Annotated in this window: 23 protein-coding genes; 7 read left to right on the top strand and 16 right to left on the bottom strand. The window is 55.0% G+C overall.

Translation table 11 applies throughout. The annotated features are described in order from the left end of the window. Positions 1 to 9: 9 nt before the first annotated feature. The 5 genes from FEZ62_RS15185 to FEZ62_RS15165 form a co-directional block, all read right to left on the bottom strand. Positions 10 to 1,026, bottom strand: coding sequence for a TRAP transporter substrate-binding protein (locus FEZ62_RS15185; protein WP_172928646.1), 1,017 nt, complete (start codon positions 1,024 to 1,026; stop codon positions 10 to 12). A gap of 314 nt (positions 1,027 to 1,340) precedes the next feature. Then, a complete protein-coding gene (locus FEZ62_RS15180; RefSeq protein ID WP_172928644.1) occupies positions 1,341 to 2,042 on the bottom strand; it encodes a FadR/GntR family transcriptional regulator in 702 nt (233 codons plus the stop codon). A gap of 221 nt (positions 2,043 to 2,263) precedes the next feature. Beyond that, a complete protein-coding gene (locus FEZ62_RS15175; RefSeq protein WP_274600694.1) occupies positions 2,264 to 3,718 on the bottom strand; it encodes a tripartite tricarboxylate transporter permease in 1,455 nt (484 codons plus the stop codon). A 47-nt stretch (positions 3,719 to 3,765) separates the two neighbouring features. Continuing rightward, positions 3,766 to 4,236 carry a tripartite tricarboxylate transporter TctB family protein gene (locus FEZ62_RS20760; protein ID WP_172928642.1) on the bottom strand — a complete coding sequence of 157 codons (471 nt, stop codon included), beginning with the start codon at positions 4,234 to 4,236 and terminating at the stop codon, positions 3,766 to 3,768. Between the two features lie 26 nt (positions 4,237 to 4,262). Further along, complete coding sequence (locus FEZ62_RS15165) at positions 4,263 to 5,231, bottom strand: tripartite tricarboxylate transporter substrate binding protein (RefSeq protein ID WP_172928640.1); 969 nt, start codon at positions 5,229 to 5,231, stop codon at positions 4,263 to 4,265. A gap of 549 nt (positions 5,232 to 5,780) precedes the next feature. Between FEZ62_RS15165 and FEZ62_RS15160 the strand changes: the two genes are divergently transcribed. The 6 genes from FEZ62_RS15160 to FEZ62_RS15135 all read left to right on the top strand — a co-directional run bounded on the left by FEZ62_RS15160 (position 5,781) and on the right by FEZ62_RS15135 (position 13,071). Continuing rightward, positions 5,781 to 6,557 carry an SDR family NAD(P)-dependent oxidoreductase gene (locus FEZ62_RS15160; protein ID WP_090508849.1) on the top strand — a complete coding sequence of 259 codons (777 nt, stop codon included), beginning with the start codon at positions 5,781 to 5,783 and terminating at the stop codon, positions 6,555 to 6,557. Between the two features lie 84 nt (positions 6,558 to 6,641). Continuing rightward, positions 6,642 to 8,222 carry an aldehyde dehydrogenase (NADP(+)) gene (locus FEZ62_RS15155; RefSeq protein WP_172928638.1) on the top strand — a complete coding sequence of 527 codons (1,581 nt, stop codon included), beginning with the start codon at positions 6,642 to 6,644 and terminating at the stop codon, positions 8,220 to 8,222. 130 nt (positions 8,223 to 8,352) lie between these two features. Then, a complete protein-coding gene (locus FEZ62_RS15150) occupies positions 8,353 to 9,282 on the top strand; it encodes a sugar phosphate isomerase/epimerase (protein ID WP_172928636.1) in 930 nt (309 codons plus the stop codon). A gap of 42 nt (positions 9,283 to 9,324) precedes the next feature. After that, the gene (locus tag FEZ62_RS15145) at positions 9,325 to 10,350 is read left to right on the top strand and encodes a sugar kinase (RefSeq protein WP_172928634.1); all 1,026 of its coding nucleotides are present in this window, start codon (positions 9,325 to 9,327) and stop codon (positions 10,348 to 10,350) included. Positions 10,351 to 10,631: 281 nt separating this feature from the next. Continuing rightward, a complete protein-coding gene (locus tag FEZ62_RS15140) occupies positions 10,632 to 11,366 on the top strand; it encodes a ribonuclease activity regulator RraA (RefSeq protein ID WP_090508853.1) in 735 nt (244 codons plus the stop codon). Positions 11,367 to 11,826: 460 nt separating this feature from the next. Beyond that, positions 11,827 to 13,071, top strand: a complete 1,245-nt coding sequence (locus FEZ62_RS15135; RefSeq protein WP_172928632.1) for an OprD family porin — start codon at positions 11,827 to 11,829, stop codon at positions 13,069 to 13,071. A gap of 166 nt (positions 13,072 to 13,237) precedes the next feature. On the opposite strand, the gene FEZ62_RS15130 is transcribed toward FEZ62_RS15135, so the two are convergent. From FEZ62_RS15130 to FEZ62_RS15080, 11 genes are all read right to left on the bottom strand, one after another. Further along, complete coding sequence (locus FEZ62_RS15130; protein WP_172928630.1) at positions 13,238 to 14,140, bottom strand: LysR family transcriptional regulator; 903 nt, start codon at positions 14,138 to 14,140, stop codon at positions 13,238 to 13,240. Positions 14,141 to 14,225: 85 nt separating this feature from the next. Then, on the bottom strand, positions 14,226 to 14,852 hold the full coding sequence (gene ycaC / locus FEZ62_RS15125; protein ID WP_090508856.1) for an isochorismate family cysteine hydrolase YcaC: 627 nt from the start codon (positions 14,850 to 14,852) through the stop codon (positions 14,226 to 14,228). Positions 14,853 to 14,941: 89 nt separating this feature from the next. Further along, positions 14,942 to 16,522: an MFS transporter gene (locus FEZ62_RS15120; RefSeq protein ID WP_172928628.1), complete on the bottom strand. Its 1,581-nt coding sequence runs from the start codon at positions 16,520 to 16,522 to the stop codon at positions 14,942 to 14,944. A gap of 10 nt (positions 16,523 to 16,532) precedes the next feature. Then, complete coding sequence (locus FEZ62_RS15115) at positions 16,533 to 18,371, bottom strand: amidohydrolase (protein ID WP_172928626.1); 1,839 nt, start codon at positions 18,369 to 18,371, stop codon at positions 16,533 to 16,535. A 136-nt stretch (positions 18,372 to 18,507) separates the two neighbouring features. Beyond that, positions 18,508 to 19,047: an antibiotic biosynthesis monooxygenase gene (locus FEZ62_RS15110; RefSeq protein WP_172928624.1), complete on the bottom strand. Its 540-nt coding sequence runs from the start codon at positions 19,045 to 19,047 to the stop codon at positions 18,508 to 18,510. Between the two features lie 26 nt (positions 19,048 to 19,073). After that, positions 19,074 to 19,487, bottom strand: a complete 414-nt coding sequence (locus FEZ62_RS15105; protein ID WP_172928622.1) for a DoxX family protein — start codon at positions 19,485 to 19,487, stop codon at positions 19,074 to 19,076. A gap of 55 nt (positions 19,488 to 19,542) precedes the next feature. After that, positions 19,543 to 20,196, bottom strand: a complete 654-nt coding sequence (locus FEZ62_RS15100) for a hydrolase (RefSeq protein WP_172928620.1) — start codon at positions 20,194 to 20,196, stop codon at positions 19,543 to 19,545. A 39-nt stretch (positions 20,197 to 20,235) separates the two neighbouring features. Then, the gene (locus tag FEZ62_RS15095; protein ID WP_172928618.1) at positions 20,236 to 21,252 is read right to left on the bottom strand and encodes an alpha/beta hydrolase; all 1,017 of its coding nucleotides are present in this window, start codon (positions 21,250 to 21,252) and stop codon (positions 20,236 to 20,238) included. A gap of 366 nt (positions 21,253 to 21,618) precedes the next feature. Further along, the gene (locus tag FEZ62_RS15090; protein WP_172928616.1) at positions 21,619 to 23,064 is read right to left on the bottom strand and encodes a winged helix-turn-helix domain-containing protein; all 1,446 of its coding nucleotides are present in this window, start codon (positions 23,062 to 23,064) and stop codon (positions 21,619 to 21,621) included. Positions 23,065 to 23,234: 170 nt separating this feature from the next. Next, complete coding sequence (locus FEZ62_RS15085) at positions 23,235 to 24,185, bottom strand: GlxA family transcriptional regulator (RefSeq protein ID WP_172928614.1); 951 nt, start codon at positions 24,183 to 24,185, stop codon at positions 23,235 to 23,237. 67 nt (positions 24,186 to 24,252) lie between these two features. After that, positions 24,253 to 24,708, bottom strand: coding sequence for a DUF411 domain-containing protein (locus FEZ62_RS15080; RefSeq protein ID WP_172928612.1), 456 nt, complete (start codon positions 24,706 to 24,708; stop codon positions 24,253 to 24,255). Between the two features lie 142 nt (positions 24,709 to 24,850). Between FEZ62_RS15080 and FEZ62_RS15075 the strand changes: the two genes are divergently transcribed. Further along, on the top strand, positions 24,851 to 25,177 hold the full coding sequence (locus tag FEZ62_RS15075) for a hypothetical protein (protein ID WP_345940450.1): 327 nt from the start codon (positions 24,851 to 24,853) through the stop codon (positions 25,175 to 25,177). Positions 25,178 to 25,393 lie beyond the last annotated feature (216 nt).

Raw genomic sequence — 25,393 nt, 5'->3', positions numbered from 1 at the left:
CCTTGACAGTCAAGCGCGGGCGGCTTCGATTGCGCTGAGAGCCGGAGCGATTGCAGGGTTTTCACTGGCAAATGGCAGCCACAGTTTTTCGCGCATGGCGGCACGCACGGTTTCACGTTCGGACAGCGCCATCGGGAAGAATTTAATGCCCGCTGTTTTCAGCGCATTAATGGCATCAGTGCCCTTGGTCGCCGCAATTGCCCGCTGCTGTACGCTGGCGTCCCGTGCGGCCTGAAGAAACAGCGGCTGCAAGTCTTTGGGAATCTTCGCCAACGTGCGCTTGCCCATCACCGCGATGCACGGGCTGAACAGGTGATCGGTTTGCCAACTGTTGCTCACTGTCTCGTTGAGCTTATTGGCCAGGATCGTGCCGGCGTCCAACTCGAAGCCTTCAACCACACCTGTTTGCACGGCGGTGTAGATCTCGTTGAACGGAATAGGTGTAGGGATCGCGCCCATTACTTTGAATGTTTCGATAAACGCAGGCGTCGGCAGCACACGAAGCTTCACATTCTTCATCGAGGCCATGTCTTTGACTTCAGGCTTGGTGTACACACTGCGTGCAGTGAAGTGCGATCCCCAGCCGACAATCGAACAACCCGACCGTGCTTCCAGCATCTTGTTGTAGATATCACCGACGCCATTGTCGATCGACTTGCTGACGTGATCGTAGCTGTCGAACAGAAAACCCAGGTCGAGCAGGGTCAATTCTGGAAGCGCAGTCGCCCAAATTGAGCTGCCTGAAACCATCATATCGATAGAACCCAGGCGCACTTGCTGCACCACATCAGCCTCTTTACCCAACTGACCATTGGGGAAGAAGTCGATGCGAACCTGGTCGCCGAGCAGTTTTTTAAGGTTGTCGCGGAACAGGGTATAAAACAAATAATGCGCAGAGTTGTCATCTGCTGACAACGTCGATGACAGGCGAATGACTGGGGTAGCGGCATAACTGAATTTAGGGAGAGTAAGCGCTGCAGCCCCAATAGCGGCGGTCTGCACGAAACGACGGCGAGTCAGATTCATGGGTGATCCTTTTTTATTATTAAGTTATTTTTGGTAAAACGTTTTACTAAATCGCAAACAAATACTAATATATAATTACAAATTATCAATCTTGATTTTGGATATTTTCAGCGCGACTTTTGGCTAATAATTCCCGCCGGGAAGAAGACTCAAGTACTGCAACAGAAGCCGTCAGGCAGCGTTGAGCCCTGCCCTGCCAGGGACAGAAAAATCGAGGGAGTAGATAGGTATGGGCCGGACCATGGTTGTCATGGCTGGGCCGAGATACAGAAACTGGGCTGAGCACCCAGTCAGAGGCAGAGCAACACGCTCAGTTAGTTCGATGTTCCTTCGAACATACGGCGGCGGGCGTTCTCCAGATGAATGCGCATGCTCTCAGCAGCTTTGTGCTGATCTTTCTCAACAATCGCTGTGACCACCGCCAAATGTTCATCCTGAACAATTTTGAGCCGCTCCTCCGACGCCAGTAACGACAGGCCCCGGGTAAGGTTCATGCCCTCTTTGATGCTTTTGTTCAACGACTTGAGAACGGTCGCATAATAATGGTTGCTGGAGGCCTCGGTGATTGCCAGGTGGAACTCAAAGTCCTCGTTGGTCGCGCGGTCATGCTTGATATTGGCCTGATGAATCGCCTCATACCGTGCCCAGATCGTATCCAACTGCTCAGAGGTACGCCGGATAGCAGCGAGGCCGGCGGCACTGGACTCAATATTGGTGCGAAATTCAAAGCAGCGCTGGATATCGGCAATGCTGGAGATCTGGGCGAACTCAAGCACTGCGCTGTCCGGACGATTAATCACATAGCTGCCCGATCCCCGGCGAGACACCACCAGATTATCTTCACGCAGGCGAGCCAACGCATCCCTGAGCACCGGGCGCGAAACGCTGTAGCGCTCACACAGGTCTGCCTCAGTCGGTAACTTCTGATTCACCGAGAAGTCACCGCTGATAATCGAAGACAAAATCTTCTCATAAACGACCGATGATAAAGAGTGCTTTTCAGCTTGAGCTTTCATTGAATACTTGTCCTAAACCACAGCAGATAAAACACTCACGCACGGCCAATCACATGTAGCCCCAGACACTCGAGACTCTAAATAGTAATCAACTGAGATTGGCAGCTACCCGGGGCGGGCTTCCCCAACGCATGGCGTCGCAACGATCTTACTCAACTCGCGACTCACAACGCAAAAAAATCCCCGCCACAACAGTGACGGGAATTAATTCGCCGGGTTGATTAACTGAATGAGAGGTTGGTTTTACGCCGCCCTGCGGCAATGCCATTGACCACAATCATCCCCCAGATCAGCACCGCAGCCACTGCGAGCACGGTCGCGATTGGTCGATCGACAAACGAGCTCAGATCGCCATTCGACTTGATAATAGAGCGCATGAAGTTACTTTCAATTATCGGCCCCAAAATGACCGCCAGAATCAAAGGCCCAATCGGGAAGTCGTTCTCGGCCATCACGAAGCCAAGAAGCCCGAAAGCCAGCATGATCCAGATATCAAACATCGAGTTGTTAGCGGCAAACGAGCCAACCATGCAGAAAACCAGAATGAGAGGGAATAAAACCCCCGATGGAATCGACAGGATATGACGCGCCCCTTTAATCGCCATGAAACCAAGCGGTAAAAGCAACAGGTTCGCCACGACAAACACCATGAATATAGCGTTGACCAACGGGCCTTCATTAACAAATACGTCTGGGCCTGGCGTGATGCCCTTGGTCATCAACACGCCAATGATAATCGCCGTGACAGTGTCCCCAGGAATGCCAAAAACCAATGCCGGAATATAGGCACCCGACAACGATGCATTATTGGCAGAGCTTGCGGATATCAGCCCTTCAGGATGGCCAGTGCCGAACTTTTCCGGTGTGCGAGAGAACTTGCGGGCAATGGCATAACTGATCCACGAAGCGATGTCGGCACCGGCGCCCGGTAACGCACCGATCAACGTGCCCAGCACCCCGCCTCTGGCAACGCCGAACTTGTACTTCCAGAGCAATGAACCAACACCTGCGAACGGGCTTTTAACGTCAGTTTGCATGGGCGGTGCGGGGGTCTTGCTTTCAGGCATGCGCCGGATCAGTTCCGAGATCGCAAACAAGCCGATCAAGACTGGCAGAATCGATATACCCGCCAACAGATCGTAGCTGCCTAATGTGAAGCGAACCTGCCCTGACACGCTGTCCATGCCAACCATCGAAATGGCCAAGCCCACCAGCATCGAAATAGCCCCTTTTAAAGGGTCACCACCCGAAACCAATATCGCGCACGACAACCCCAACAGCGCCAGCCAGAAGTATTCATCGCTGGTGAACTGAATGGCGAAATTGGCAATCAGCGGAGCAAAGGACGCCAGGCACAAAACACCAATCAACCCACCGAACATTGAGCAGACCACATTCAGACCCAACGCGACGCCAACCTTGCCCTGCTTACCCATCAGGTACGCCTCATCGGTATAAACCGCTGAGGCAGGCGTACCGGGAATTCGCAACAATGCCCCCGGTATATCCCCGGCCACAATTGCCATCGCAGTAGCAGACACAATGGCTGCAATTGCCGGCAATGGTTCCATGAAGAATGTGACGGGCACCAACAGTGCCGTTGCCATGGTTGCCGTAAGCCCCGGAATAGCGCCCATAAACAGCCCAAACACGGAGGCGGCAAGGATGATAAACATGACATCCCAGGTAAAAACGAGGGATGTTGCAGCGATAAAACTGTCCATCAGTAGATCACCTTTTCCAAGATACCCAGCTCGAGCGGTACCTGTAAAAGGCGACCGAAAACACCCCAGATGACAGCAGTAGAAATGACTGCAATCGAAACGGCTATCAACCAACTCGGCCGATAAAAGCAATACAGCAGCACACTCAACAGTGCCGACGCGACCACTGGAAAGCCCAGAATTGGCGTTAGCACTATATAAGCTACGATCACTGCGACGATGCCTAGCAGGGTCAGGTAGAACTGTTTAATCGGCACTGCATTGGCCCAGACCATCCAGCGGGTATTGCTGCGCAAACCGCGCAGCACCAACAACCCGCCGAAAGCCATCAAAAGCCCTCCGATCACAGCCGGAAATGTGCCGGCGCCATACGCCTGGTGCGGCAGATTGGCCAGCCCCCGGGAATTGGCAATCACCAATATCCCAAAAATTAGCGTCACTGCCCCTGTGACCTTGTCATTGGTACGCATACTGCTGTCCTCTGGGTCACGCAGGCTTAGTTAGCCAGCCCAAGCTTTTTGATCGTTACGGCGTTCTTTTCATCCTGCTCTTTCATGTACGCCTCAAACCCTGCGGCATCTGCCCAGACAGGGCCGAACCCACGACTGTTCATGAAGGTTTGAAATGACTCGGAGTTGAAGACTTTCTCTGCCGCTACAGACAAGCGCTTGCTGACATCTTCTGGCAAGTTGGCAGGCCCGACAAAACCGCGCCATGAGCCTTGAGTCCAGTCTTTACCAGTAACTTCTTTAGCCGCCGGGATGTCTGGAAAAGCACTCAAACGGTCATTGGACAGAACAGCGAGTGTGCGCACGCGACCTGACTGACGCATAGACTCGGTTTCAGGGAGCGATGAGAAAACAATATTCACACCATTTGCAGCCAGCTCTTGCAGGCCTGGGGCTGCCCCTTCACTTGGCACCAGATTGATGCTTTGCGGGTCAATGCCCTGCTGATCGATGAAGCCGGCAAACGACAAGTGATAGGCTGCGCCCGGCGCTGAACCCGAAACCACGTAGGTATTGGGCTTAGCTTTAAGGTCGGCCAATGCATCGCCAAGGGTTTTCCAGGGAGAATCCGCATTCACGGTGAACGCGGCGTAATCCACGTTAAGCAGAGCAATCGGGGTGAAATCGGTGTATGAGATGTTGGCCGTGCCGATGTGCTTATAGGTGGCGATTTCGGCAGTACCCAATCCCAGGGTGTAGCCATCTGGCTTAGCCATTTTCATCGCCATGTGGCCGACAACGCCCGCGCCACCGGTCTTGTTCACAACATTCACCGGCTGGCCAAGTTCCTCTTGAAGGCCCATTGCCAACTGACGACCGACAGCGTCAGAGCCGCCACCAGCAGACCACGGCACAATCAAGGTGATCGGCTTGGATGGATAGTTAGCAGCACCGAAAGCAGCGCTGGCAGAAAGAGTCATAACAGTGGCGCATAGAACTGTGGATAGCTTACGCATTACAAACCTCATTATTTTTAGATGGTTTCGCGTGTCTTCAGGTCGTACATACAGCTAGCGAGCCACACTGAACAGCGCACTTAAGCGCGCTGTCACTGCATGAGGGGTCACCTGACATAGGCAAATGGCAGATGCACGTCCTGATAGCCCGATTCGCTGCGAGCAGTTTCAACTCAGACGAAAAACTTTGCAAGTATTTACAACTCTAGTTTTTTGAGCCGCAATCCGAACACAGGCCTACCGTGCACTACTGATAGATGTCTATTGGAAGCCAATTCACCACCTCTACAGAGAGACAAAAAATCACACAAATAGTTGATTTTTAGGCTGTTTAAATAGAATAACTATGTCTGCCTGCAGTTTTCAGGCTGTCGAAAAATGGCCGATACCCCCTCATCACAGATGAGAATACACACCAACCAGTTGTAATTATTTGTTTGATTAGACTCTTTCTCTGCGCTATCTTGTGACCGACCTGCCCTGCAATCGAGACACATTTGCAGCGCTCAATCTTTGCGTTATGCACTTTCAAACACTCAGGAAACCGGCATGTTTAACGATCTGAAAAATAAGAAAGTCCTGGTCACTGGCTCCACCAAAGGTATTGGCCTGGCGGCAGCATTAGAATTTGCCAAACAAGGCGCTATCGTCGGCATTAACAGCCACCAGATGGACGCGGATGCAGAACAAGCGATTTCCCAATTTGAACACCTGGGCGCAACTTTTGCCTACTTCCAGCACGACCTGAGCCGCAGCGACGAATGCGCCGCACTGGTAAGTGCGTTTGTTGAAAAATTTGGCGCTCTGGACGTGCTGGTTAATAACGCTGGCGGCCTCGGGATTCGCGCCGGTCTGGAAAGTCTGGATGATGCAGCTTATGACCTGGTCTTTGATCTGAACATCCGCTCGGTAGTCATGACGACTAAATACGCGATCCCTCACCTTAAAGCCTCTGCTGCCTCGAGTGGCACAACCGCAGCGGTTATCAGCACCGGCTCCATTGCCGGCCGCGAAGGAGGTGGTCTGGGCGCTTGCCTTTACGGCGGCTCGAAAGCTGTGATCCATAACCTGCACCGCAACTGGGTGAAAGAATTCACTAGCAGCAATATCCGTTTCAACGTTGTCGCCCCGGGCACGATCGACACCGCGTTCCATGACGATAAAAGCCCTGAGCTTAAGGAAAAGATCCGCAATTCGATTCCAATGGCGCGCTTTGGCACCTCAGAAGAATGTGCCCCCACGTATCTGTTCCTGGCTTCACATCAGGCCAGCGGCTACATCACGGGGCAAGTGATTGACGTTAACGGCGGGCAGATGTGTCCGTAATCGCTCGAAGCTCACAGAGCCAATAAGCGCTGTCACGCCCCGGACACTCGCCGGGGCGCCTCACTTCATTATCAGGACATTCATATGCATCTCCAAGGGCATCAGCTCATCGGCCAGCAGTCCATTGCTGCGTCTGGTAAACCGATTCACGCAGTGAACCCTGCCACTGGTCAACGCCTGGAACCCGGCTACGCCAGTGGCGCCGCTCACGAAGTAGACCAAGCCTGTCAGTTGGCCTGGTCAGCGTTTGATGCATATCGCGAGACAACGCTGAGTGCACGCGCTGATTTCCTTGAAACCATTGCGCAACAGATCGAAGCCATTGGCGACTCACTGATCGAACGCGCCATGCTAGAGACAGGCCTGCCACGCGCCCGACTGGAAGGTGAGCGGGGTCGCACGTGTGGCCAACTGCGCTTGTTTGCCAGTGTTGTCCGCGCAGGCGAATGGCTTGATATACGAATTGACCCGGCAAAACCGGAACGCAGCCCTCTGCCACGGGCAGACTTGCGCCAGCGCCAAATTGCACTCGGCCCAGTCGCTGTTTTCGGCGCCAGCAACTTTCCATTAGCCTTCTCGGTGGCCGGTGGAGATACCGCATCAGCACTGGCTGCTGGCTGCCCGGTCATTGTCAAAGCCCACTCCGCTCACCCCGGAACCTCGGAGCTGGTTGGCCGCGCTGTGCAACGTGCAGTTGCCCTGTGCGAACTGCCGGAGGGCGTGTTCTCACTGCTGTTTGGTGCCGGAAACGACCTTGGCCAAGCATTGATCACTGATCCGCGCATTCAAGCCGTGGGCTTTACCGGCTCACGCAGTGGCGGGACCGCGCTGATGCAAACGGCCAATAACCGCCCACAACCCATCCCGGTTTATGCCGAGATGAGCAGTATCAATCCCGTGGTACTCATGCCATCGGCATTGGAAGGTCGTGCAGAAGCACTGGGGCAAGCGTTTGTAGCCTCGCTGAATATGGGCGCAGGCCAGTTCTGCACCAACCCGGGCCTGGTGCTTGCCGTAAAGAGTGAGCCTCTCGAAAGGTTTATCGCATCGGCAGCCAGCGTAGTGAAAGACAGCGCACCGCAAACCATGCTGACCCCGGGCATCTGCCAGGCCTACAGCAACGGACTTAAGCAACTGCAAGAAAGCGGCAAGGTCAGCGAGATCGCCTCAAGCAAGCTGCCGACACACTCTGCAAGCCCATGCCATACCACGCTGTTTCGAGCGAGCGCTGCCGACTTCATCAGCCATGAATGCCTGCAAGCTGAGGTATTCGGTTCGTGCTCGCTGATCATCGAATGCGCCGACATGGCCCAATTACAGACCGTACTCGAGCACCTTGAAGGCCAGCTGACGGCCAATCTGCATATGGACGAAGCCGACCACAGCGCGGTGCGCGCATTGCTGCCAACGCTTGAGCGAAAGGCCGGAAGAATTCTCGCTAACGCCTGGCCTACCGGGGTTGAGGTGTGTCAGGCGATGGTTCACGGCGGCCCTTGGCCCGCCACCTCCGACAGCCGGAGTACATCTGTGGGCAGCGCGGCTATCTATCGATTCCTGCGTCCTGTTTGCTATCAGGACTTGCCGCAAGCACTCCTGCCAGAAGCCCTCAGAGACGACAACCCACTGTCCATCTCTCGCTTGCTCGATGGCGCGCGACAGCAGTAAGCACAGGTCTTGGCGCAGCCGTTCACGTGCACTGTCGCTGCATGTGAACGGCTGCGTTAAGGATTCAGACACCTGAGAAACCCGAGCCCTCATAGACTCCCCATCCGCAGAATCAAGCAGGGGCGCGGTCATGACAATCGCTGGACGTCGTATGTCACATGCACAGCCCACATTGGATGCCTTCGCAGCAAGCAGCAACGGGCTCAGCCTTGAGCCGCATAGTGCATACCAAGGCACATCCATCGCCTTCTGCACTTCAGCCTTAGGCACCCTGCCCCGCTCGCAGCAGATTCAACTCGCGTTGCTGCAACAATTGAAAGCGGCCGGCGTAGAAACTGTTGAAATAAGCCGAAAGTCATTACCGCAGACATTCAGGGAGTTTAAGGGGCTGGGCCGGGCGTGCAGGATCACAGGGCTGCAGGTTATCTATCACGCGGACGACACCCTGTGGAATGCTGGCTTTATCTCAGCAAGCCTTAACACACGCCTGGCTGAAGCCGCTGCACTGGGCGCACAGGCAATCAAACTTTCACTCGGGCACTACCCGGGAAAACTGGCCGCAGGCTGGCCCCAACTGATCAAACAGTTCAACCGCCCTGCTCAGCCTCTGGTATGGCTAGAGAACGATCAAACGCTGGGTGGCGGCAGCCTCAACCCGCTGCAAAACTGCCTGAATGACGCCGCCTCTATGGGTTTTACCCTCGGCATGGCCTTTAACATGGCCAACTGGCACTGGTGTGGTGTAGACCCACTGCTTGCCGCGAAGCGACTGGCCAGATATGTCCGCCAGTTAGCCTGTCTAAATCTGGAGCACACCTGCACAGCCCTGAGCAGCGAAACAGCCAGTGTGGCGTGCTGCCAGCTGCACCAGCTCTTGCCTGAGCTAAGCCATGTTTCAACGCTAACGATTGAGCAACCACTCAATGCCTCAGCCCAGCACAATGATCAACTCAGGTGTACAAACCCACTGAGTGATTGCATGACTGAGCAGATTGAATACTTTCGTGCTCTGACTCACAGGGCTGAGCTAACGAGCCTTCGCTGTGCAAAAGCTCAATAACCCAATAGAAAAACAAGAACCTGTTGAAGGACGAAATTGAGCATGCACGACTCCGCGCTCTCGATAACCAGAAAAAAACCTAACGCCCCCGAAATCATCACCTTTGGCGAGGCCATGGCCTTGTTGATTGCACAGTCGACGGGCGATCTTGCAGAAGTCGAGCATTTCGAACGCCGAATTGCAGGCGCCGACACCAACGTGGCCATCGGCCTGGCAAGACTTGGCTTTCACGTGGGCTGGCTGAGCCGGGTGGGCAGCGACAGCTTGGGCCGCTATATCCGCAAGACCCTTGAGGACGAAGGCTTGGATTGCCAACACATGCGCACGGACCCAAACCTGGCGACCGGGATAATGTTCAAGTCCCGAGCCGAGGGAGCGGCAGACCCCAGCGTTGAATACTTCCGCAAAGGCAGCGCTGCCAGCGCGCTCTCCCCTGACGATGCCCGGGATCTGGACTTTACGTCACTTCGCCACCTGCACGTTACGGGCATCCCCCCTGCGCTTTCCGACTCATGCTTGGCCCTCACTCAACACATGCAGGAAAACGCACGACGGGCAGGTGCGAGCATATCCTTCGACCCTAATTTACGCCCAAGCCTGTGGCGCGATGAGGCGCATATGCGCACCACGCTAAACGCAATCGCCAGCAACGCGGATTGGGTGCTGCCCGGCTTGGCAGAGGGCCAATTATTAAGCGGCTACGAAAAACCAGAAGACATTGCCAACTTCTACCTGGACCGCGGCTGCAAAGCCGTGATCATCAAGCTGGGGAGTGAAGGCAGTTTTTACCGCGGCGTACTTGAAGGCGCACTGACAGACACGGTCATGGCAGGCATCGAAGTCGACACCGTGGTCGACACTGTCGGCGCTGGAGATGGCTTTGCCGTGGGCGTGATAAGCGCGCTGCTAGATGGATTGTCGCCTGCGAGAGCCCTACTGCGCGGCAACTTGATTGGCGCTCAGGCCGTTCAGGTGTCCGGCGACATGGAAGGTTTACCAACCCGCCAGCTACTGCAAACGCTGGAACATACAGCCAATGCACAGCAAAGAGACAGAGCTAAATGCTAAAGCGAGAGCGCTAATAAGCAATAATAATTACAAATAAACTCAAATCTTCTGCTGATGCATGCAGACAGCACCTTGCACCCCGAATTCACGATCAAACACACACAGCGGCTGTACGCGAAAACCCAGATAAATCAGGCCTCTCCTTCGGCTAGAACACTTCAACAGCGAAATGTTGGCGTCATAATCGAGCCCACTGAAAAGATGTAAATATTTGTTTGATTTGTTAAAAATTCGCACTTATAGTTTGTCCAGTACACCCACTGCCTCCAATGGAAACCGATATGAGTGCAACTGATCACACCCCAAGCAAAACCTTATCCAGTTCAGCCAAAGCAGGCTTGATGCGCGCGTCCACTGCGTCGCTGCACACCATCCTGTTCAAGCGTGGCCTGCGAAACACCTTCATTCAGGGCGTAAGCAAAATTAACCAGGGCGCTGTGAAAATGGTCGGCCAGGCATTCACCCTGCGTTACATTCCGGCCCGCGAAGACATCGATACAGTTGCAGCCTTCAAAGACCCTAAACACCCACAGCGAGTCGCTGTAGAAACAGTTCCCGAAGGGATGATCTTGGTCAATGACTGCCGTCAGGATGCAACAGCAGCCAGTGCAGGCAGCATTTTGCTGACGCGCCTTGATTATCGTAAGTGCGCGGGCTTCGTGTCCGATGCCGGCATCCGCGATTCAGAGCACGCGGCAACCATGAGCATGCCGATTTTTTGCGCCAAGGCCAGCGCTCCAACCAACCTGACCAAGCACCATGGTGTGGATATTCAGGTGCCAATCGGTTGCGGCGGTGTTGCCGTTTTCCCCGGTGACGTGTTGGTAGGCGACCATGACGGAGTCATTGTTATTCCGCTGGAAATTGCAGAAGACGTCGCCGAAGAAGCCATGAGAATGGAAGCGTTCGAAGATTACGTTCTTGAAAAAGTACGCACCGGCACTCCGGTTATAGGGCTGTATCCACCAAGCGAAGAAGCCCAGGCGGAATACAAGCGTTATGTAGAGAGCCGCTAATCACAAGCTGAATCAGCACCCGAAAACACATAATAAAAATACAGGTGAACCTCACCATGACACTGTTTACCGCAACGCCTTTGTCACGTCATGCCAGACGTCTACCCAGCGCTAAACCTAAACATACATCAGCCCCCATCGGGGACATGAAGTGTCCTGTCGTTCACCGTATTTCTATTCAACGCTCATCTCGTTTCAGCCTCAGCCCGCTGCACAGAATGGAGATGCTCAGCCGCAGAAATGTGGTCAGCACTTTACTTTATCAAACGTGCCTGTACTCACTTGAGCCAAACGGCTCAGGGTTACCCATTCAGCTAGCACCGGGTTAAGTCGCGCTAAACACTTGTCGGATACCCGACATGTCTGCCGCCCTATAAGGGCAACCCCAACGCACTCCCTATTCATCTTGCCAAATATGGCGAGACGGGGGCGCCTGTTTATAAAACGGAGCAATACAATAATGACAAAAACAACATCCCGCTCACTGGCGGTTCTGGCCGCAAGCAGCCTGGCATTAACGATGCCGCTTGCCAGCCAGGCTGAAGGTTTTACAGATGATGCAAAGGTAACCGTGGGCCTGCGTAACTACTACATCAACCGCAACTTCACTAATCCGGCCTACCCGCAGTCGCAAGCCGAGGAGTGGACGCAAAGTTTAATTATTGATGCCCGCTCAGGCTTCACTCAGGGCACCGTAGGTTTCGGTGTTGATGTGCTGGGCCTCGGCGCGATCAAGCTTGATGGCGGTCGCGGCTCGCGCGGCACACAACTATTGCCCGTACACGATGATGGCAGACCAGCCGACAGCTTCGGCCGCCTTGGGGTTGCGGGTAAGGCACGCCTCTCCAAAACTGAATTGAAGGTGGGCGAATGGATGCCTGTGTTGCCGATCCTGCGCTCGGATGACGGCCGCTCCCTGCCGCAAACATTCCAGGGCGGCCAACTTACATCAGCTGAGATCACAGACCTGACGCTTTACGGCGGCCAATTTCGCGCTAACAGCCCCCGAAATGATGCCAGCATGGAAGACATGAGCTACAAGAACGGCAGCTCAGATCGATTCAATTTTGCAGGTGGTGAATACTCATTCAACGACAAGCGCACGCTGGTGGGCGCCTGGTACGCCCAACTGGAAGATGTCTACAACCAACAGTATTACAACCTGGTTCACAGCGAACCTGTTGGCGATTGGGTGCTTGGCGCCAACCTCGGCTACTTCAACGGCGAAGACGATAGCAGTGCACTGGCTGGTGCGCTGGACAACCAAACCTACTCCGGCCTGCTCTCTGCCAAAACTGGCAACCATGCGTTCTTTATTGGCTTGCAAGAAGTCAGCGGTGACAGCGGTTGGATGCGCGTGAACGGAACCAGTGGCGGCACCCTCGCGAACGACAGCTTCAACAACAGCTATGACAACGCTGGTGAACGCTCATGGCAAGTACGCTATGACTTCAACTTTGCCGGCGTGGGCGTTCCCGGCCTGATACTGATGAACCGTTATATCAGCGGTGACAATATCGAAGTAGGCGCAATCAACGACGGTAAAGAGTGGGGCCGCGAAAGCGAACTGGCCTACACCGTTCAAAACGGCCCACTGAAGAACCTCAACATGAAATGGCGTAACAGCACATTGCGTCGCGACTTCAGCACCAGCGAATTTGATGAGAACCGAATCATCATCAATTACCCACTGTCACTGCTGTAACCCAGAATCGCATGAGGCTGAGACACCACGTTCAGCCTCATGCCCCTGGGTCAATTGGTTAAAATGGCCACTGCTACGGCCACAGCACCTGAGCGTTCAAGCCCACTGATTACTTAGCGATTAATGGGTTGACTCAGATGCTGAAAATAATTGGCTTCAGTCAGCATCACTCACCCATAAATTCAACGATTTTTGCCCGCAGCCAACGTTCGGCGCAGTCATTATCCTGAGCGCTGCTCCAGGCCATCGACAGCTTTGACTGGGCAATTTCAAATGGCGGCGGCTCAGCACGTAAACCGCCGCCTGCAACCAGTTCGGCAGCGGCATAGTCAGGCACAGTCGCGAGCAGTTCGGAACCGGCGAGCAACGAGCGCAAGCCATTAAACTGTGGCACTGCCAGCACCACATTACGGGCCCGGCCGATGCGCGCGAAGTCGCGGTCGATATTGCCGCACAAGTCGCCAGAAAACGACACAAGTGCATGCGGCCTGCAGCAGTATTCCTCTAATGTCAGCGGGCCTGGCCGGTCATCTGCACGCAGGACCATGGTGTTGATTGACCGCAATGTTCGGCATTTTGCGTTAGCCGGCAGGTTCATCACGTAGCTGACCCCCACTGAAATCTCACCCGACTCTAATTGTCCGGGCATCAACAAAAAGTTTGTCCGCCGAATGACCACAACAAGGTTGGGCGCTTCCTGCCGAAGGTTGTTGAGTAGCGGCGGCAACAGCCCACATTCAACGTCGTCCGAAAGGCCAATGCGCAAAGTCAGCTTGCTGCTGGCTGGGTCGAATTCCTGCGCATAACTCAGCGCGTTAGACATCGAGTCCAGAGCGGGACGCAATTGCTCAAATATTTCCAGCGCACGCTTGGTCGGCTCCATTGTGCGGCCGGTACGGATAAGTAATTGATCATTGAAGAAATCCCTGAGACGGAGCAATGCATTACTTATTGCCGGCTGTCCGAGAAACAGCTTTTCGGCCGTGCGGGTCAGATTGCGCTCAAGCATCAGCACTTCAAAGATGATTAACAGGTGAAGATCCACCTTGTGCATGTCATTGCGATTCATCGCATAAATCTCCGCAACCGAAAAAACTGCAACCGTGGATACAGCTAAACGACATGGCGCCGACCAGAAGGCCGGCGCCGCTATTTCAGCGCGTTAACGCCGCATAGCTATTCATCAGGTTGCGGTAGTTGGGGATACGCTCAGACAGCAAATTGCCCAAGCCTTCGATGTCGTTGCGCCAGTCACGGTGAAGCTCGCAGGCCACGGCAAACCAGTTCATCATTTGCGCACCTGCCACAGTCATGCGGTTCCAGGCGGCTTGCTGAACGGTTTCATTGAATGTGCCGGAAGCATCGGTCACCACAAACACTTCAAAGCCTTCAGCCAATGCCGACAACGTAGGAAACGCGACACAAACGTCGGTGACCACCCCGGCAATAATCAATTGTTTGCGGCCCGTGGCCTTGATGGCCTTAACAAAGTCTTCGTTATCCCACGCATTGATCTGCCCCGGGCGAGCGATATAAGGCGCGTCCGGAAACATGGCTTTGAGCTCGGGAACAATCGGCCCGTTCGGCCCTTGCTCAAAGCTTGTAGTGAGAATGGTCGGCAACTCGAAGAACTTGGCCAGATCGGCAAGCGCCAGCACATTGTTCTTGAACTCGTTGGGCGTGAAATCCTGAACCAGAGAAATCAAGCCGGTCTGGTGGTCGACCAACAGCACAACAGCATCATCTTTATTCAGACGCGAATAGGTCTTTACAGTACTCATAGGTGACTCCTTGGTGGCTGGATGTGATTGAATCTACTGGCGCTCGTTCCAGCTCGGTAGAAAGCAGCCAGTTACGCAAAACCTCAGGTTTATAACGTCTGCCCTGCCAGCAAGTGGCGGACTTGCACGGGAACACCAGCGATCTGCAATCGCCTGGCCTGAGCCTCTATTCTCTGCTCGGCCCGTGTCACCCGGTTGTGGTGGCGCAAGTGCTCAAGCCACGACTCGTCATAGAAGACTTCCAGCCAGCGCTGCCTGTTCTCGGTGTCTTGCACCAGCCCCCACGAGAAGGCGCCATTGCGCCGACGCATTCGCCGAACCTCGTTCATGGCCTGCTGAAATGTAGGCCAGTCATCGGCTGCGATCTGGTATTCAACTGTGACCATGACCGGCCCCTGATCCGGGCTTTGTCCGTCCAGCAGAACGGGCACCGGCCAATGCAACGAGGGCGCTAAGTCTTCCGCTTCGGTGACTGGCAGCTTGAAATAGGCCGTCATGCAAATCCCCAACAGCAATGCAATGGCGGCAAAACAGAGGGCATAAACAATCGAGCTTTGACTGACGACATAACCCCACAACAAGCCTCCGCTGGCCATGCTGCCGAAGAACACCAGGATATAAACGGATAAGGCGCGGGCGCGTACCCAGCTCGGAACCGCCGTTTGCGCCGCCACCTGCAAAGACGACAGCACGGCTATCCAAGCGGTTCCACTGATAAACATAACGGGCAGCAGCAACCGAAAATCGCGCACAAAAGCCAGGGCAAGAATTACCAGCGCATAGAGCACACTGGCGCCCACAACCAGCCAGTCGGCGCTTACCTTCTCGCGCACCTTCGGCAAAAGTGTTGCGCCTGTAACAGCCCCCACGCCAACACTGCCAAGCAGCAGGCCGAAATCTGCGGCGCTGCCATGCAATTCCTGGCGCACGATCAGCGGGAGCAACGACATACCGCCGCTGGCCCCCAGAAAGAACGCAAAGGCGCGTACCAGAACTGCCTGCAACGACTTCGAAGCCCGGCTGTAGCGCCAACCCGCACGGATTGCGCCCCATAGCCGTTCTGCCGGAAGTACCGCGGGTGTCACCTCGCGGCGCCAGAACAGCAGCACGGCAATGACCGCGAAGAATGACAACGAATTGAGCGCAAATGTTGCCCACGGCCCGCTCATGCTTACCAGCACACCTGCGATGGCAGGGCCAATTGCCCTGGCGACATTGACCCCGACACTCGACAAGGCAATCGCCGCGGGCAAATCAGCTTTATCGACCAACTCCGGTGTCAGAGCCGACCATGCTGGCATCATCAACGCGGTGCCGATGCCCATGCACAATGTCAGCACCAGCAGCAGCGTGACGGTCATCTGGCCACTCAAGGTCAGCAACGCCAAAGCCATTGCAACCCCGGCCATCCACACCTGCACCGTCAGCAAGTAACGGCGTCGGTCAACAATGTCGGCCATGGCACCCGCCGGCAGCGCCAGGAAGAACATCGGGGCGCTGCCTGCAACCTGCACCAGCGCCACATTCAGCGGGCTGGCTGATAGCGAGGTCATCAACCAGCCCGCCCCAACCTCATGCATCCAGGTGCCAATATTGGAGGCGATGCTGGCCAGCCACAGCCAGCGAAAGGTTTTGTATCCGAGCGGGCTCCAAGCCGATGACTGCGCCATGCTACGCACCTCAGAAGGCAAAGCAGGAGCAGCCGAATGCACCCCAGAACCCCTGAAAATCACTTACAGGGACTGTGGACAGACGCGCCTTTTCATGGCTGTGGGCATGCACACCGCAAGCGCCTGCACATTGATGAACCTGCAATGCCTGCGGGGCCGATGGGCGCCAATGCCCCGGAACATTGACCACGGGTGACCAGTCCGGCATGACGGGGACTGACGGCGGCGACAACCTGTCGAACTCATCTGCGCCGTAAACCACCTTGCCACCCACCACTGTTAGCACCGACTCGATCCACTTTACGGCCTCGTCATCGACCGTAAAGTAGTCAGCCGACAGGGCAATCATGTCCGCCAGCTGGCCAACCTTGATCTGTCCCTTCTTGCCCTGTTCTGACGAAAACCAGGCGCTGCCATGGGTGAATAACTGCAGCGCGGTTTCACGTGAAAGGCCTTGCGGATAGAGCGCCATCCCCCCGACAGTCTTGCCACTCACCAGCCAGTAGAGCGAGGTCCACGGGTTGTAACTGGAGACTCGCGTGGCATCAGTACCGGCGCCAACAGGCACACCCTCAGCAAGCATGCGTTGAATGGGCGGCGTTTGTTCAGCCGCCTGTTTGCCATAACGATCGACAAAATACTCGCCCTGAAACGCCATTCGGTCCTGAATCGCGATACCGCCACCCAGCGCGCGCACACGTTCGATATTGCGCGGGGTAATGGTTTCTGCGTGATCGAAGAACCACGGCAACCCGTTGAACGGAATATCACGGTCAACTTTCTCGAACACATCGAGCATCCGCGAAATAGATTCGTCATAGGTTGCATGCAGCCGGAACGGCCAGCGGTGTTCAACTAGGTGGCGCACAACAGGCTCCAGCTCATCTTCCATGTTTGCAGCAAGATCCGGGCGCGGCTCGACAAAGTCTTCAAAGTCAGCCGCAGAGAACACCAGCATCTCCCCTGCACCGTTGTGCCGGAGAAAATCATCGCCCTGATGCAGCTTTACCGAACCAGTCCAGCTCTTGAAGTCCTCCAGCTCTTCCTTGGGCCGTTGGGTAAACAAGTTGTAAGCAATACGCACGGTCAGCTGATCAGCTTTGGCCAGCTCTTCAATCACCGCATAGTCATCGGGATAGTTCTGAAAGCCACCGCCAGCATCAATAGCGCTGGTAACCCCAAGCCGGTTCAACTCGCGCATGAATTGGCGGGTTGAGTTCACCTGATACTCAAGCGGCAGCTTTGGTCCCTTGGCCAGGGTTGAGTAAAGAATCATCGCATTCGGCTTGGCAACCAACATGCCGGTTGGCTCACCATTGGCATCGCGCTGAATTTCGCCGCCTGGCGGATTGGGGGTGTTGCGGTCGTAGCCCACCACGCGCAGAGCAGCGCGATTGAGCAAGGCGCGGTCGTAAAGATGCAGCACAAAGACCGGGGTGTCGGGCGCCGCCTGATTAAGTTCATCAAGGCTTGGCATACGCTTCTCGGCAAACTGGAATTCGTTCCAGCCACCCACCACTCTCACCCACTGCGGCGCGGGTGTCACATCGCCTTGCGCCTTGAGCATCCGCAAGGCGTCAGCCAGAGACGGCACGCCCTCCCAGCGCAGTTCAAGGTTGTAGTTGAGGCCGCCACGAATCAGGTGCAAGTGCGAGTCATTGAGGCCGGGTACAACCGTACGCCGCTGCAGGTCGATCAACTGCGTGGAACTGCCGCGCATGCTCATCGCATCGGCGTCGCTGCCCACTGCAACAAAACGACCATCCTTGATGGCAACAGCCGTCGCATGCGGGTTGTCGCGGTCCACGGTATGCAAACGGCCATTGAAAAGAATCAGATCGGCGCTCATGGCTATCTCCTTAAATGTGTCTGGCAATACACCTGCGGCCCGTCGTTGAACTAAACAGGCATGGTCTTTCAGGTATCGCCGGCAACAAGCTGATGACGGGCGTACTCACACTCGCCGACTAAAACGCGTGGCTTACTCAGCGTGGCTTGAGCCAATTGGCAAATAACGCTGTCACCCGCGGCATGAACAAATAAACAACCAGAAGCACAATGCTCAGGGTGATCAGGGCATTGCTGAGAAAATACCCACCGAGCAGGGGCAATCTGGCAAAGAGCGGTTGCCACAACAGAGGCACCACCAGGCTCAAGGGCAAGATCACCCAAAAGGTAATACAGGCTTGTTTCCAGCGTGCCGGCGGCTCGTTCGCCGTTGGGGTAAACCAGAACTCGCGATTGGCTTCGACCTGAATCTGGTCGCCATCCGCCAGCAACGGCTGCACTTCCTCGATCAAATGTCGCCGTTCACTGGAATCCAGCCAGCACTGCAACTCCCCGGTGCCGACAAAACGCAGTACGCAAACAAACCGGTCAGCATCCCTGATCACATTGACCCCCAAGTGCCCAGGGTAGGTGCTGGCAATCTGAGTCGTGCGCCGCAACCATTTCTCATAAGCGGGCTGCTGTCCGGCTTTAACCCGGTGACGCACGATCAGAGTGACTATTTCGGGCTCGTCCATCGCATCTCCCAGAATCTTCAAATACGCTAGTTGATCGACGCCAAAGCGCTGCCTGGTTCAAAAACTCTGGGGCCGAGCGCAAGATTGCCACCACCGGTGATCGCCAAAGTGCTGAAGATGATTAACAACAACCAGGCAAACTGCGCTTGCTCAAAACTCCACTGCGGATGCACCAAAAACACAGAGACCAACAGCAGGAACACCACCGGCAAACAGGCCAGCCGGGTAAACAAACCGAGCACAATCAGCAGCGGACACAGCACCTCGGCAAATATCGCCAAGCTGACGGTCAAGGCTCCACCCAGACCAAAGGGATCTTCGATTACTTCTGCCTGCTGGCTGAAGTGCAGCAACTTGGGTAAGCCGTGCACTTGCAGCAGCAGGATCGAAGCACTCGCCCTGAGCCATAAGAGCGCCCAGTCAACAGCCGAATTTCGCATGTGAATAACCCGATGCAGTGTTGAATTGAGCGCACCTTGGCGCGGCGCCGAAGCCTTAGTGACCCTCAGACGCATTGAACATGGTCTTGGCGTAAATCAGGCCAAGGCCATACGCACCGCCATGCTCGATAGAGGTTTTAACCGTTTGATCGTAGGTTTCACCGCGTGCCCAGTCGCGTTGCAACTCCAGCAAATACTGCAAAGAGGTCATGGGCCGTGCGCCGATCTGGATCATGCGCTGCATCGCCATTTGATGAGCTTCATCGGACACGTCTCCGCAGGCATCGGCGATGACATAAACATCGAAGCCCTGATCAATCGCCGAGAGCGCAGGCCCCACGATGCACACAGAGGTCCACAAACCTGCCAAGACAATTTTCTGTTTTCCGGCGGCGTTGACTTCAACCGAGATACGCTCATCTTCCCAAGTGTTCATACTGGTACGGTCGATGACGTTGTAGTCGGGAAAAACCGACTTGATCTCGTTGAAAATCGGGCCAGAGAAGCTCTTCTCGGCAACCGTTGTAAGAATGGTTGAAACCCCAAACTCCTTGGCAGCTTTAGCCACCAATGCGGCGTTATTGCGCAGGGTCACGGCATCAATCGACTTGGTCGCAAACGACATCTGTGATTGATGATCAATCATGATCAGGGTGTGATCATTAGGGTTCAAAAGTGTCTTGCCGGGTGCAGCTTTAGCAGTCGCCATGATGGTGTCCTCTGGGTGGTTTAACGGGAGTAATGGGGCTTATTTCAGGTGCTTCTTCAGCTCCGCACCTGCTTGCAGCATTGCCGACTGCGCACCACTGATATGCGCCAGCGGATTGAGCAAACCAAAATCGTGGATCATGCCGTTGTAACGAGTTGCAGTGACGTCCACCCCGGCGGCATCAAGCTTGCGTGCATAGGCTTCACCCTCATCACGCAGCACATCGAACTCGGCGGTCTGAATCAGTGCAGGCGGGAGCCCCTTGAGTTGTTCACTGTTCGCACGCAGCGGAGAGGCGTACAGATCTGAACGCTGCTTATCGTCCGTGGTGTAGTTGTCCCAGAACCACTTCATCAGTGGCTTGGTAAGGAAATGCCCTTGGGCAAACTGGTTGTATGAGGCTGTTTCCAGATTGGCATCGGTGACAGGCCAGAGCAGCGCCTGGAACTTGATGGTGGGCGTGCCCTTGTCCTTGGCCATGAGGCTGACAACCGCGGCCATGTTGCCGCCGACACTATTGCCCGCAACCGCCAGCCGCGAGGCATCCACGCCAATCTCCTTGCCGTGCTCGGCGACCCATTGAGTCGCTGCGTATGCCTGATTGATTGCGGTTGGGTAATGCGCCTCCGGGGACGGGGTGTAATCGACATACACCGCCACCGCGCCCGAGTTCACCACCAGATCATGAATAAGCCGCTCATGGGTTGGATAGTCACCCAGTACCCAGCCGCCGCCGTGGAAGAACATGAATACTGGCAGCGTTGCGTTGGCACCCGCCGGGCGCACAATAACCAGTTTTAGCGGTTTGCCATCTACTTCAATGGTTTTGTCTTCGACCTGTGTTCCCGACAAATCGACCTTTACCGACGCTTGCGCGCCCACCAGAACTGCTCGCGCGTCTTTGGGCGTCATCTGCTCAAGGGGCTTGCCCCCACCTGCAGCAAGGGCCTCCAAAAATGCCTGGGTATCCTGTTCGACTCCCGGGCTTCCGGCAGCAAGCGCAGCGCTCGCCGAGACACTCATTGCAACGGTTGATAAATACTTTTGCATGGCCATGACTTTTCTCTCGAACTGAGGTTAATGAATACCGAAACGCCCTGCGGGGGCTTTCTGGGACTCGCGACTGCATGCGAGAAATCATCTTCAAAGCGCAGAGAAAAATTGACCAGTTAAGGGTTGTTAATTGTCATTAGGCGCTGCTTAACAGCTGTTAATGAACGCTATACATGCACCCTGCAAAGCAGTTGTTTACACCCACAGAAAGTGACGCCCACCCGCGGATGGCGCTGTTGAGGATGGGTTTAACAACACAGGGAAACGACCAAATCAATCGGTGCCGGGAAGCCGCGAATGACTCAAGAGAAGGGATATAACGCAGGCATATTCACTGGCTATAAACGCTGACAGCGGCGGTCAGCGTTATTACAGCGCGTATTTTTTGGCGGCGTGTGAGGGCTGGCGATGGGCGTAACGTTTGTTGTTTATCCGAAAATCAGCACTTTCGCTGAGCTTTTCCAATGCATAGACGCGGGTGAAATTAAGCAGGCGATAATGCACCACCTCTTTACCCATCTCGATGGCCAGTAAAGACTTGGCAGCCAGTTGCACCACGGCGTCAAAAATGTCCGCCTCAGTGACTGACTTGCAACCAATCAAGGCAATCGCCTGCTCAAGCGTGACGGCCTCCTCGAAGGTTGCAAAACGCTGGAAAATGATCTGCTCGATTGGCGTCAGCAACCGATAACTCCACTCCAGCGAAGCGCGCAGCGAATGATGGCGAGGCAAGGCCGTGCGTGCGCCCTGCATCGACAACCAGAAACAACTGTCCAACTGAGCAAGCAGCCCCTTTAAACCGAACACATTGACATAAGATGCTGCGAGCTCAATCGCCAGAGGTATGCCTTCCAGCCGACGGCAAATATCGACAACCACCGGCACATCACAGTCGCGGAGTCTGCATCCCTCCTGATGCGCAACCAAGCGACTGACAAACAGCTGAACCGCTGAATAGCCAAGCGCACTGTCGCAACTCAGATAAAGAGCGCTGCCTGGGATATTCAATGCAGGCAAACGCTGTACACATTCAAGACTGACCAGAAGCGGCTCACGGCTGGTTGCAAGAACCGACAATCGAGGGGCACTTTTGAGCAACGTCTCCACCAGTTCGGCGCAGGCATCGATAACGTGCTCGCAGTTATCCATTAGCAGCAGTAAATGACGATCAGCAAGAAAGCGGCAGAGAGGTTCTGGCTGCTCGCTGCTCAGCCCCAATGCCAAAGACACCTGGACGCATACCAGCGCTGGGTCATCAATTTCGGCAAGATCAACGAAGATCACTCCATCCGTGTAGTAATCCTGCAACAACTCGGCAGCCCGAACGGCCACTGTAGTCTTGCCAATTCCGCCGGCACCGACCACCGTTGTTAAGCGTCGCCCCGGCATGAGCCGCACCATCCGGTCGATAATTGCGTCGCGGCCTCTGATTTGAAACAAGCGTGCAGGGAGTTTCAGAGGAGGCGACTGAAATAACTCAGTGACCGCTTGGCCATCAGCTGAAGCTTCAACTTGGGCGACAAAACTGTAGCCACGCTGGGGAACATTAATGATAAATCGCTGGCCATTTACGCCGTCACCCAACGCGCGGCGCAAGGCGGCAATGTGCACGCGCATATTTGACTCTTCCACAACAGTCGAAGGCCAGACGTGAGCGATTATTGACTCCTTGCTGACAATATCTCCTGCGTGCTCAAGGAGTAGATGCAGGATGTCGAGCGCCTTGCTTCCGATCCGAAGCGGACAATCGCCTTTGAAGATGATTCTCTTGTGCACATGGAAGCTGAACGAACTGAATCGCAGTACTCCTTCCATGCACAGCCCCTTTGGGTGATCCATATATTTCAAGCGCCATCGCCACGACGTCAATACGTGCTCAGCACTCCTCCATCAGCAGTGTCAGCCTAAAGCTTGGCAGACAATCTGCGACATGGATGGATCAATAGGGGCCCAATACGGCCAACGATGCGTCTGATACGGACGTACTAAGAAAACTGCCTGCGATACTGGCTGGGCGGCAATCCCAAACGCTCAACAAACAGGTGGCGCATCCGTCTGGCGCTGCCAAAACCACTTCGGTAAGCCACTGTTTTTAAAGGCAAGTCACTGGTTTCCAGGAGTCTTCGTGCACTGTCGATGCGTGCACTCTGAACGAACTCCATGGGCGTCATATTCAGCTCCCGACTGAACAGCCGCGTGAAATGGCGTGCGCTCATCGAGGCTAAGCTGGCCATGCGCTCAACGTTCAAATCTTCGGCCAAATTCTCCAGCACGTAATTGCGGACTCTGAACACCGGGGTATCGTCTTTCGCAACATCGGCGACCAGAGGACTGAACTGCATTTGTCCGCCCTGCCGGGTCATAACAACCAACAGGACTTTGGCCACCGCAAGCGCAATGGCCTTGCCGTGATCTTCCTCTACAATCGACAAAGCCAAATCGATCCCCGAGGTAACCCCGCCAGAGGTATACAAATTGCCGTCGCGAATGAATATGCGGTCTGTTTCAACTTGGGCGCGGGGAAATTGTTTTGCCAGTCGCTCGGTATAGTTCCAATGCGTCGTCACATGCCGCCCATCAAGCAGCCCAGCCTTGCCTAGAATAAAGGCGCCCGTGCAAATCGAAACCAAACGCCCGACATGACTGAACATTTTGCTCAACCAGCAATCAAGTGCTGGATCATGTTGGTTATAAGCGCCGGGACCACCCGGGACCAGCAAGACATCAAAGGACCCAGACACTTGCTCAATCGACATATCTGCAGCCAGGGTCATGCTGTTTGAAGCGCGCACTGACAGGCCGTCCGACCCGATAGTGGTTATCTGATACTGACAGTCTGGTTCAAGGTAGCGATTGGCAATCGAGAAGACCTCAACCGGCCCGGAAACATCGAGCAGCAGCAGGTCTTGAAATAACACCACAGCGATTGTCTTCATTTTACGGCCTTAAATTCTCTAAACAGACGTGTCCGATTGATTGTTCAATCGTCTCGCCCCAGTGCAATCAACGCCCGGGATAATCGGCAACGACCTGCTCTGCCCCGTCCTGCGTCAGGCCAATGACCTGATAAGCCTGCTGTACGTCGCCCATCTCCATGCCCGGTGATCCTGCCGGCATGCCCGGAACTGCGATTCCAACCAGATCGGTGCGTTTGGCCAAATCGATGACCTGTTGCGCCGGCACATGGCCTTCTACAAACTTGCCGTTGATAACGCCGGTGTGGCAGGCCGACAGGCGCGGCGGTACGCCAAGTTGTTGTTTGACGGCACTCATGTCTGGCTCGACGTGATCGACCACGGTGATGCCGTTGGACTCAAGATGTGCGATCCATTTTTTACAGCACCCGCAGTTGGCGTCGCGATGCACGTCAATAGTCAACGCCTCGCTGGCCTGAACGATGGATGACACCAGCATCGTCGCCAATAACAATGCGCGTGCGCCTTTACGTTTTGCTTGCATGCTGATCCTCCTGACCACGGGTCTAAGGTTAAAGAGTCTAATGAACAGCGCGCCGCTATCATGCAGAAAAATAGCCTGGAAAAACCTTGCAGGCATCATGAAATCACAAGCTTAGCCGAGTAAATCGTTCAGGAAGACTGCTGTGAATAATCCCATGCCGATAAATGCCCGCGAGGTTTATCAGCTGCTGAAAGACGCCGCGATTGGTAGCCACGATTGGCTTCTGATTAAGCGCGAACCGCAAAGCGACTCAGGCCAGCAACTCGCTACCGTCGAGATCGATAGCTGGCAGTTGAAGTTGCTGGTCGATGCTGGGCATCTCGCCCACTGCCAGCACTGCACAGCCGCCGATGGGCGCCACGCCTCACTTGAAAGCTGGCAGCGCCGCGGCACTGATCCGCTCGAGTTTCTCAGCGTTTGGGAGCGCACCCAACTGGAGCGACTGTTAACGCCTGACTCAACGCTTTAACGCGCCTCGCCCAGCAGCACAAACCCTGTTCCCGGTTAGCCGTATAATCCGCACGATCATGTGCGCCAACATGCGCCTGATCTTGGGGTTAGAAATACGCTAACAAGTGCGCGGCAATCGTCCAAGCTCAGCGCAAATCGCAAGCAGCCGTTAAACTAGGCAACACCTATGCACACCTCAAACCCTGCTCGGCTGCCAAAACCAGCCGAGAGCGCA

Source organism: Pseudomonas sp. MS19 (genome assembly GCF_013277615.1).
In the GTDB taxonomy this organism is placed as follows: Bacteria; Pseudomonadota; Gammaproteobacteria; order Pseudomonadales; family Pseudomonadaceae; genus Aquipseudomonas; species Aquipseudomonas marincola.
Note: the sequence above shows the minus strand (reverse complement) of the source record. Positions and strands in the feature narration are given on the sequence as shown.

Bases quoted from the DNA above. Each gene is read 5' to 3' on its own strand.
- FEZ62_RS15130 (WP_172928630.1), bottom strand. From the start codon at position 14,140: ATGAATCGCAATGACATGCACAAGGTGGATCTTCACCTGTTAATCATC.
- ycaC (WP_090508856.1), bottom strand. From the start codon at position 14,852: ATGAGTACTGTAAAGACCTATTCGCGTCTGAATAAAGATGATGCTGTT.
- FEZ62_RS15110 (WP_172928624.1), bottom strand. From the start codon at position 19,047: ATGGACGAGCCCGAAATAGTCACTCTGATCGTGCGTCACCGGGTTAAA.
- FEZ62_RS15145 (WP_172928634.1), top strand. From the start codon at position 9,325: ATGCACGACTCCGCGCTCTCGATAACCAGAAAAAAACCTAACGCCCCC.
- FEZ62_RS15115 (WP_172928626.1), bottom strand. From the start codon at position 18,371: ATGAGCGCCGATCTGATTCTTTTCAATGGCCGTTTGCATACCGTGGAC.
- FEZ62_RS15105 (WP_172928622.1), bottom strand. From the start codon at position 19,487: ATGCGAAATTCGGCTGTTGACTGGGCGCTCTTATGGCTCAGGGCGAGT.
- FEZ62_RS15135 (WP_172928632.1), top strand. From the start codon at position 11,827: ATGACAAAAACAACATCCCGCTCACTGGCGGTTCTGGCCGCAAGCAGC.
- FEZ62_RS15160 (WP_090508849.1), top strand. From the start codon at position 5,781: ATGTTTAACGATCTGAAAAATAAGAAAGTCCTGGTCACTGGCTCCACC.
- FEZ62_RS15080 (WP_172928612.1), bottom strand. From the start codon at position 24,708: ATGCAAGCAAAACGTAAAGGCGCACGCGCATTGTTATTGGCGACGATG.
- FEZ62_RS15085 (WP_172928614.1), bottom strand. From the start codon at position 24,185: ATGAAGACAATCGCTGTGGTGTTATTTCAAGACCTGCTGCTGCTCGAT.
- FEZ62_RS15150 (WP_172928636.1), top strand. From the start codon at position 8,353: ATGACAATCGCTGGACGTCGTATGTCACATGCACAGCCCACATTGGAT.
- FEZ62_RS15165 (WP_172928640.1), bottom strand. From the start codon at position 5,231: ATGCGTAAGCTATCCACAGTTCTATGCGCCACTGTTATGACTCTTTCT.
- FEZ62_RS20760 (WP_172928642.1), bottom strand. From the start codon at position 4,236: ATGCGTACCAATGACAAGGTCACAGGGGCAGTGACGCTAATTTTTGGG.
- FEZ62_RS15155 (WP_172928638.1), top strand. From the start codon at position 6,642: ATGCATCTCCAAGGGCATCAGCTCATCGGCCAGCAGTCCATTGCTGCG.
- FEZ62_RS15120 (WP_172928628.1), bottom strand. From the start codon at position 16,522: ATGGCGCAGTCATCGGCTTGGAGCCCGCTCGGATACAAAACCTTTCGC.
- FEZ62_RS15095 (WP_172928618.1), bottom strand. From the start codon at position 21,252: ATGGCCATGCAAAAGTATTTATCAACCGTTGCAATGAGTGTCTCGGCG.
- FEZ62_RS15185 (WP_172928646.1), bottom strand. From the start codon at position 1,026: ATGAATCTGACTCGCCGTCGTTTCGTGCAGACCGCCGCTATTGGGGCT.
- FEZ62_RS15140 (WP_090508853.1), top strand. From the start codon at position 10,632: ATGAGTGCAACTGATCACACCCCAAGCAAAACCTTATCCAGTTCAGCC.
- FEZ62_RS15180 (WP_172928644.1), bottom strand. From the start codon at position 2,042: ATGAAAGCTCAAGCTGAAAAGCACTCTTTATCATCGGTCGTTTATGAG.
- FEZ62_RS15175 (WP_274600694.1), bottom strand. From the start codon at position 3,718: ATGTTTATCATCCTTGCCGCCTCCGTGTTTGGGCTGTTTATGGGCGCT.
- FEZ62_RS15100 (WP_172928620.1), bottom strand. From the start codon at position 20,196: ATGGCGACTGCTAAAGCTGCACCCGGCAAGACACTTTTGAACCCTAAT.
- FEZ62_RS15090 (WP_172928616.1), bottom strand. From the start codon at position 23,064: ATGGAAGGAGTACTGCGATTCAGTTCGTTCAGCTTCCATGTGCACAAG.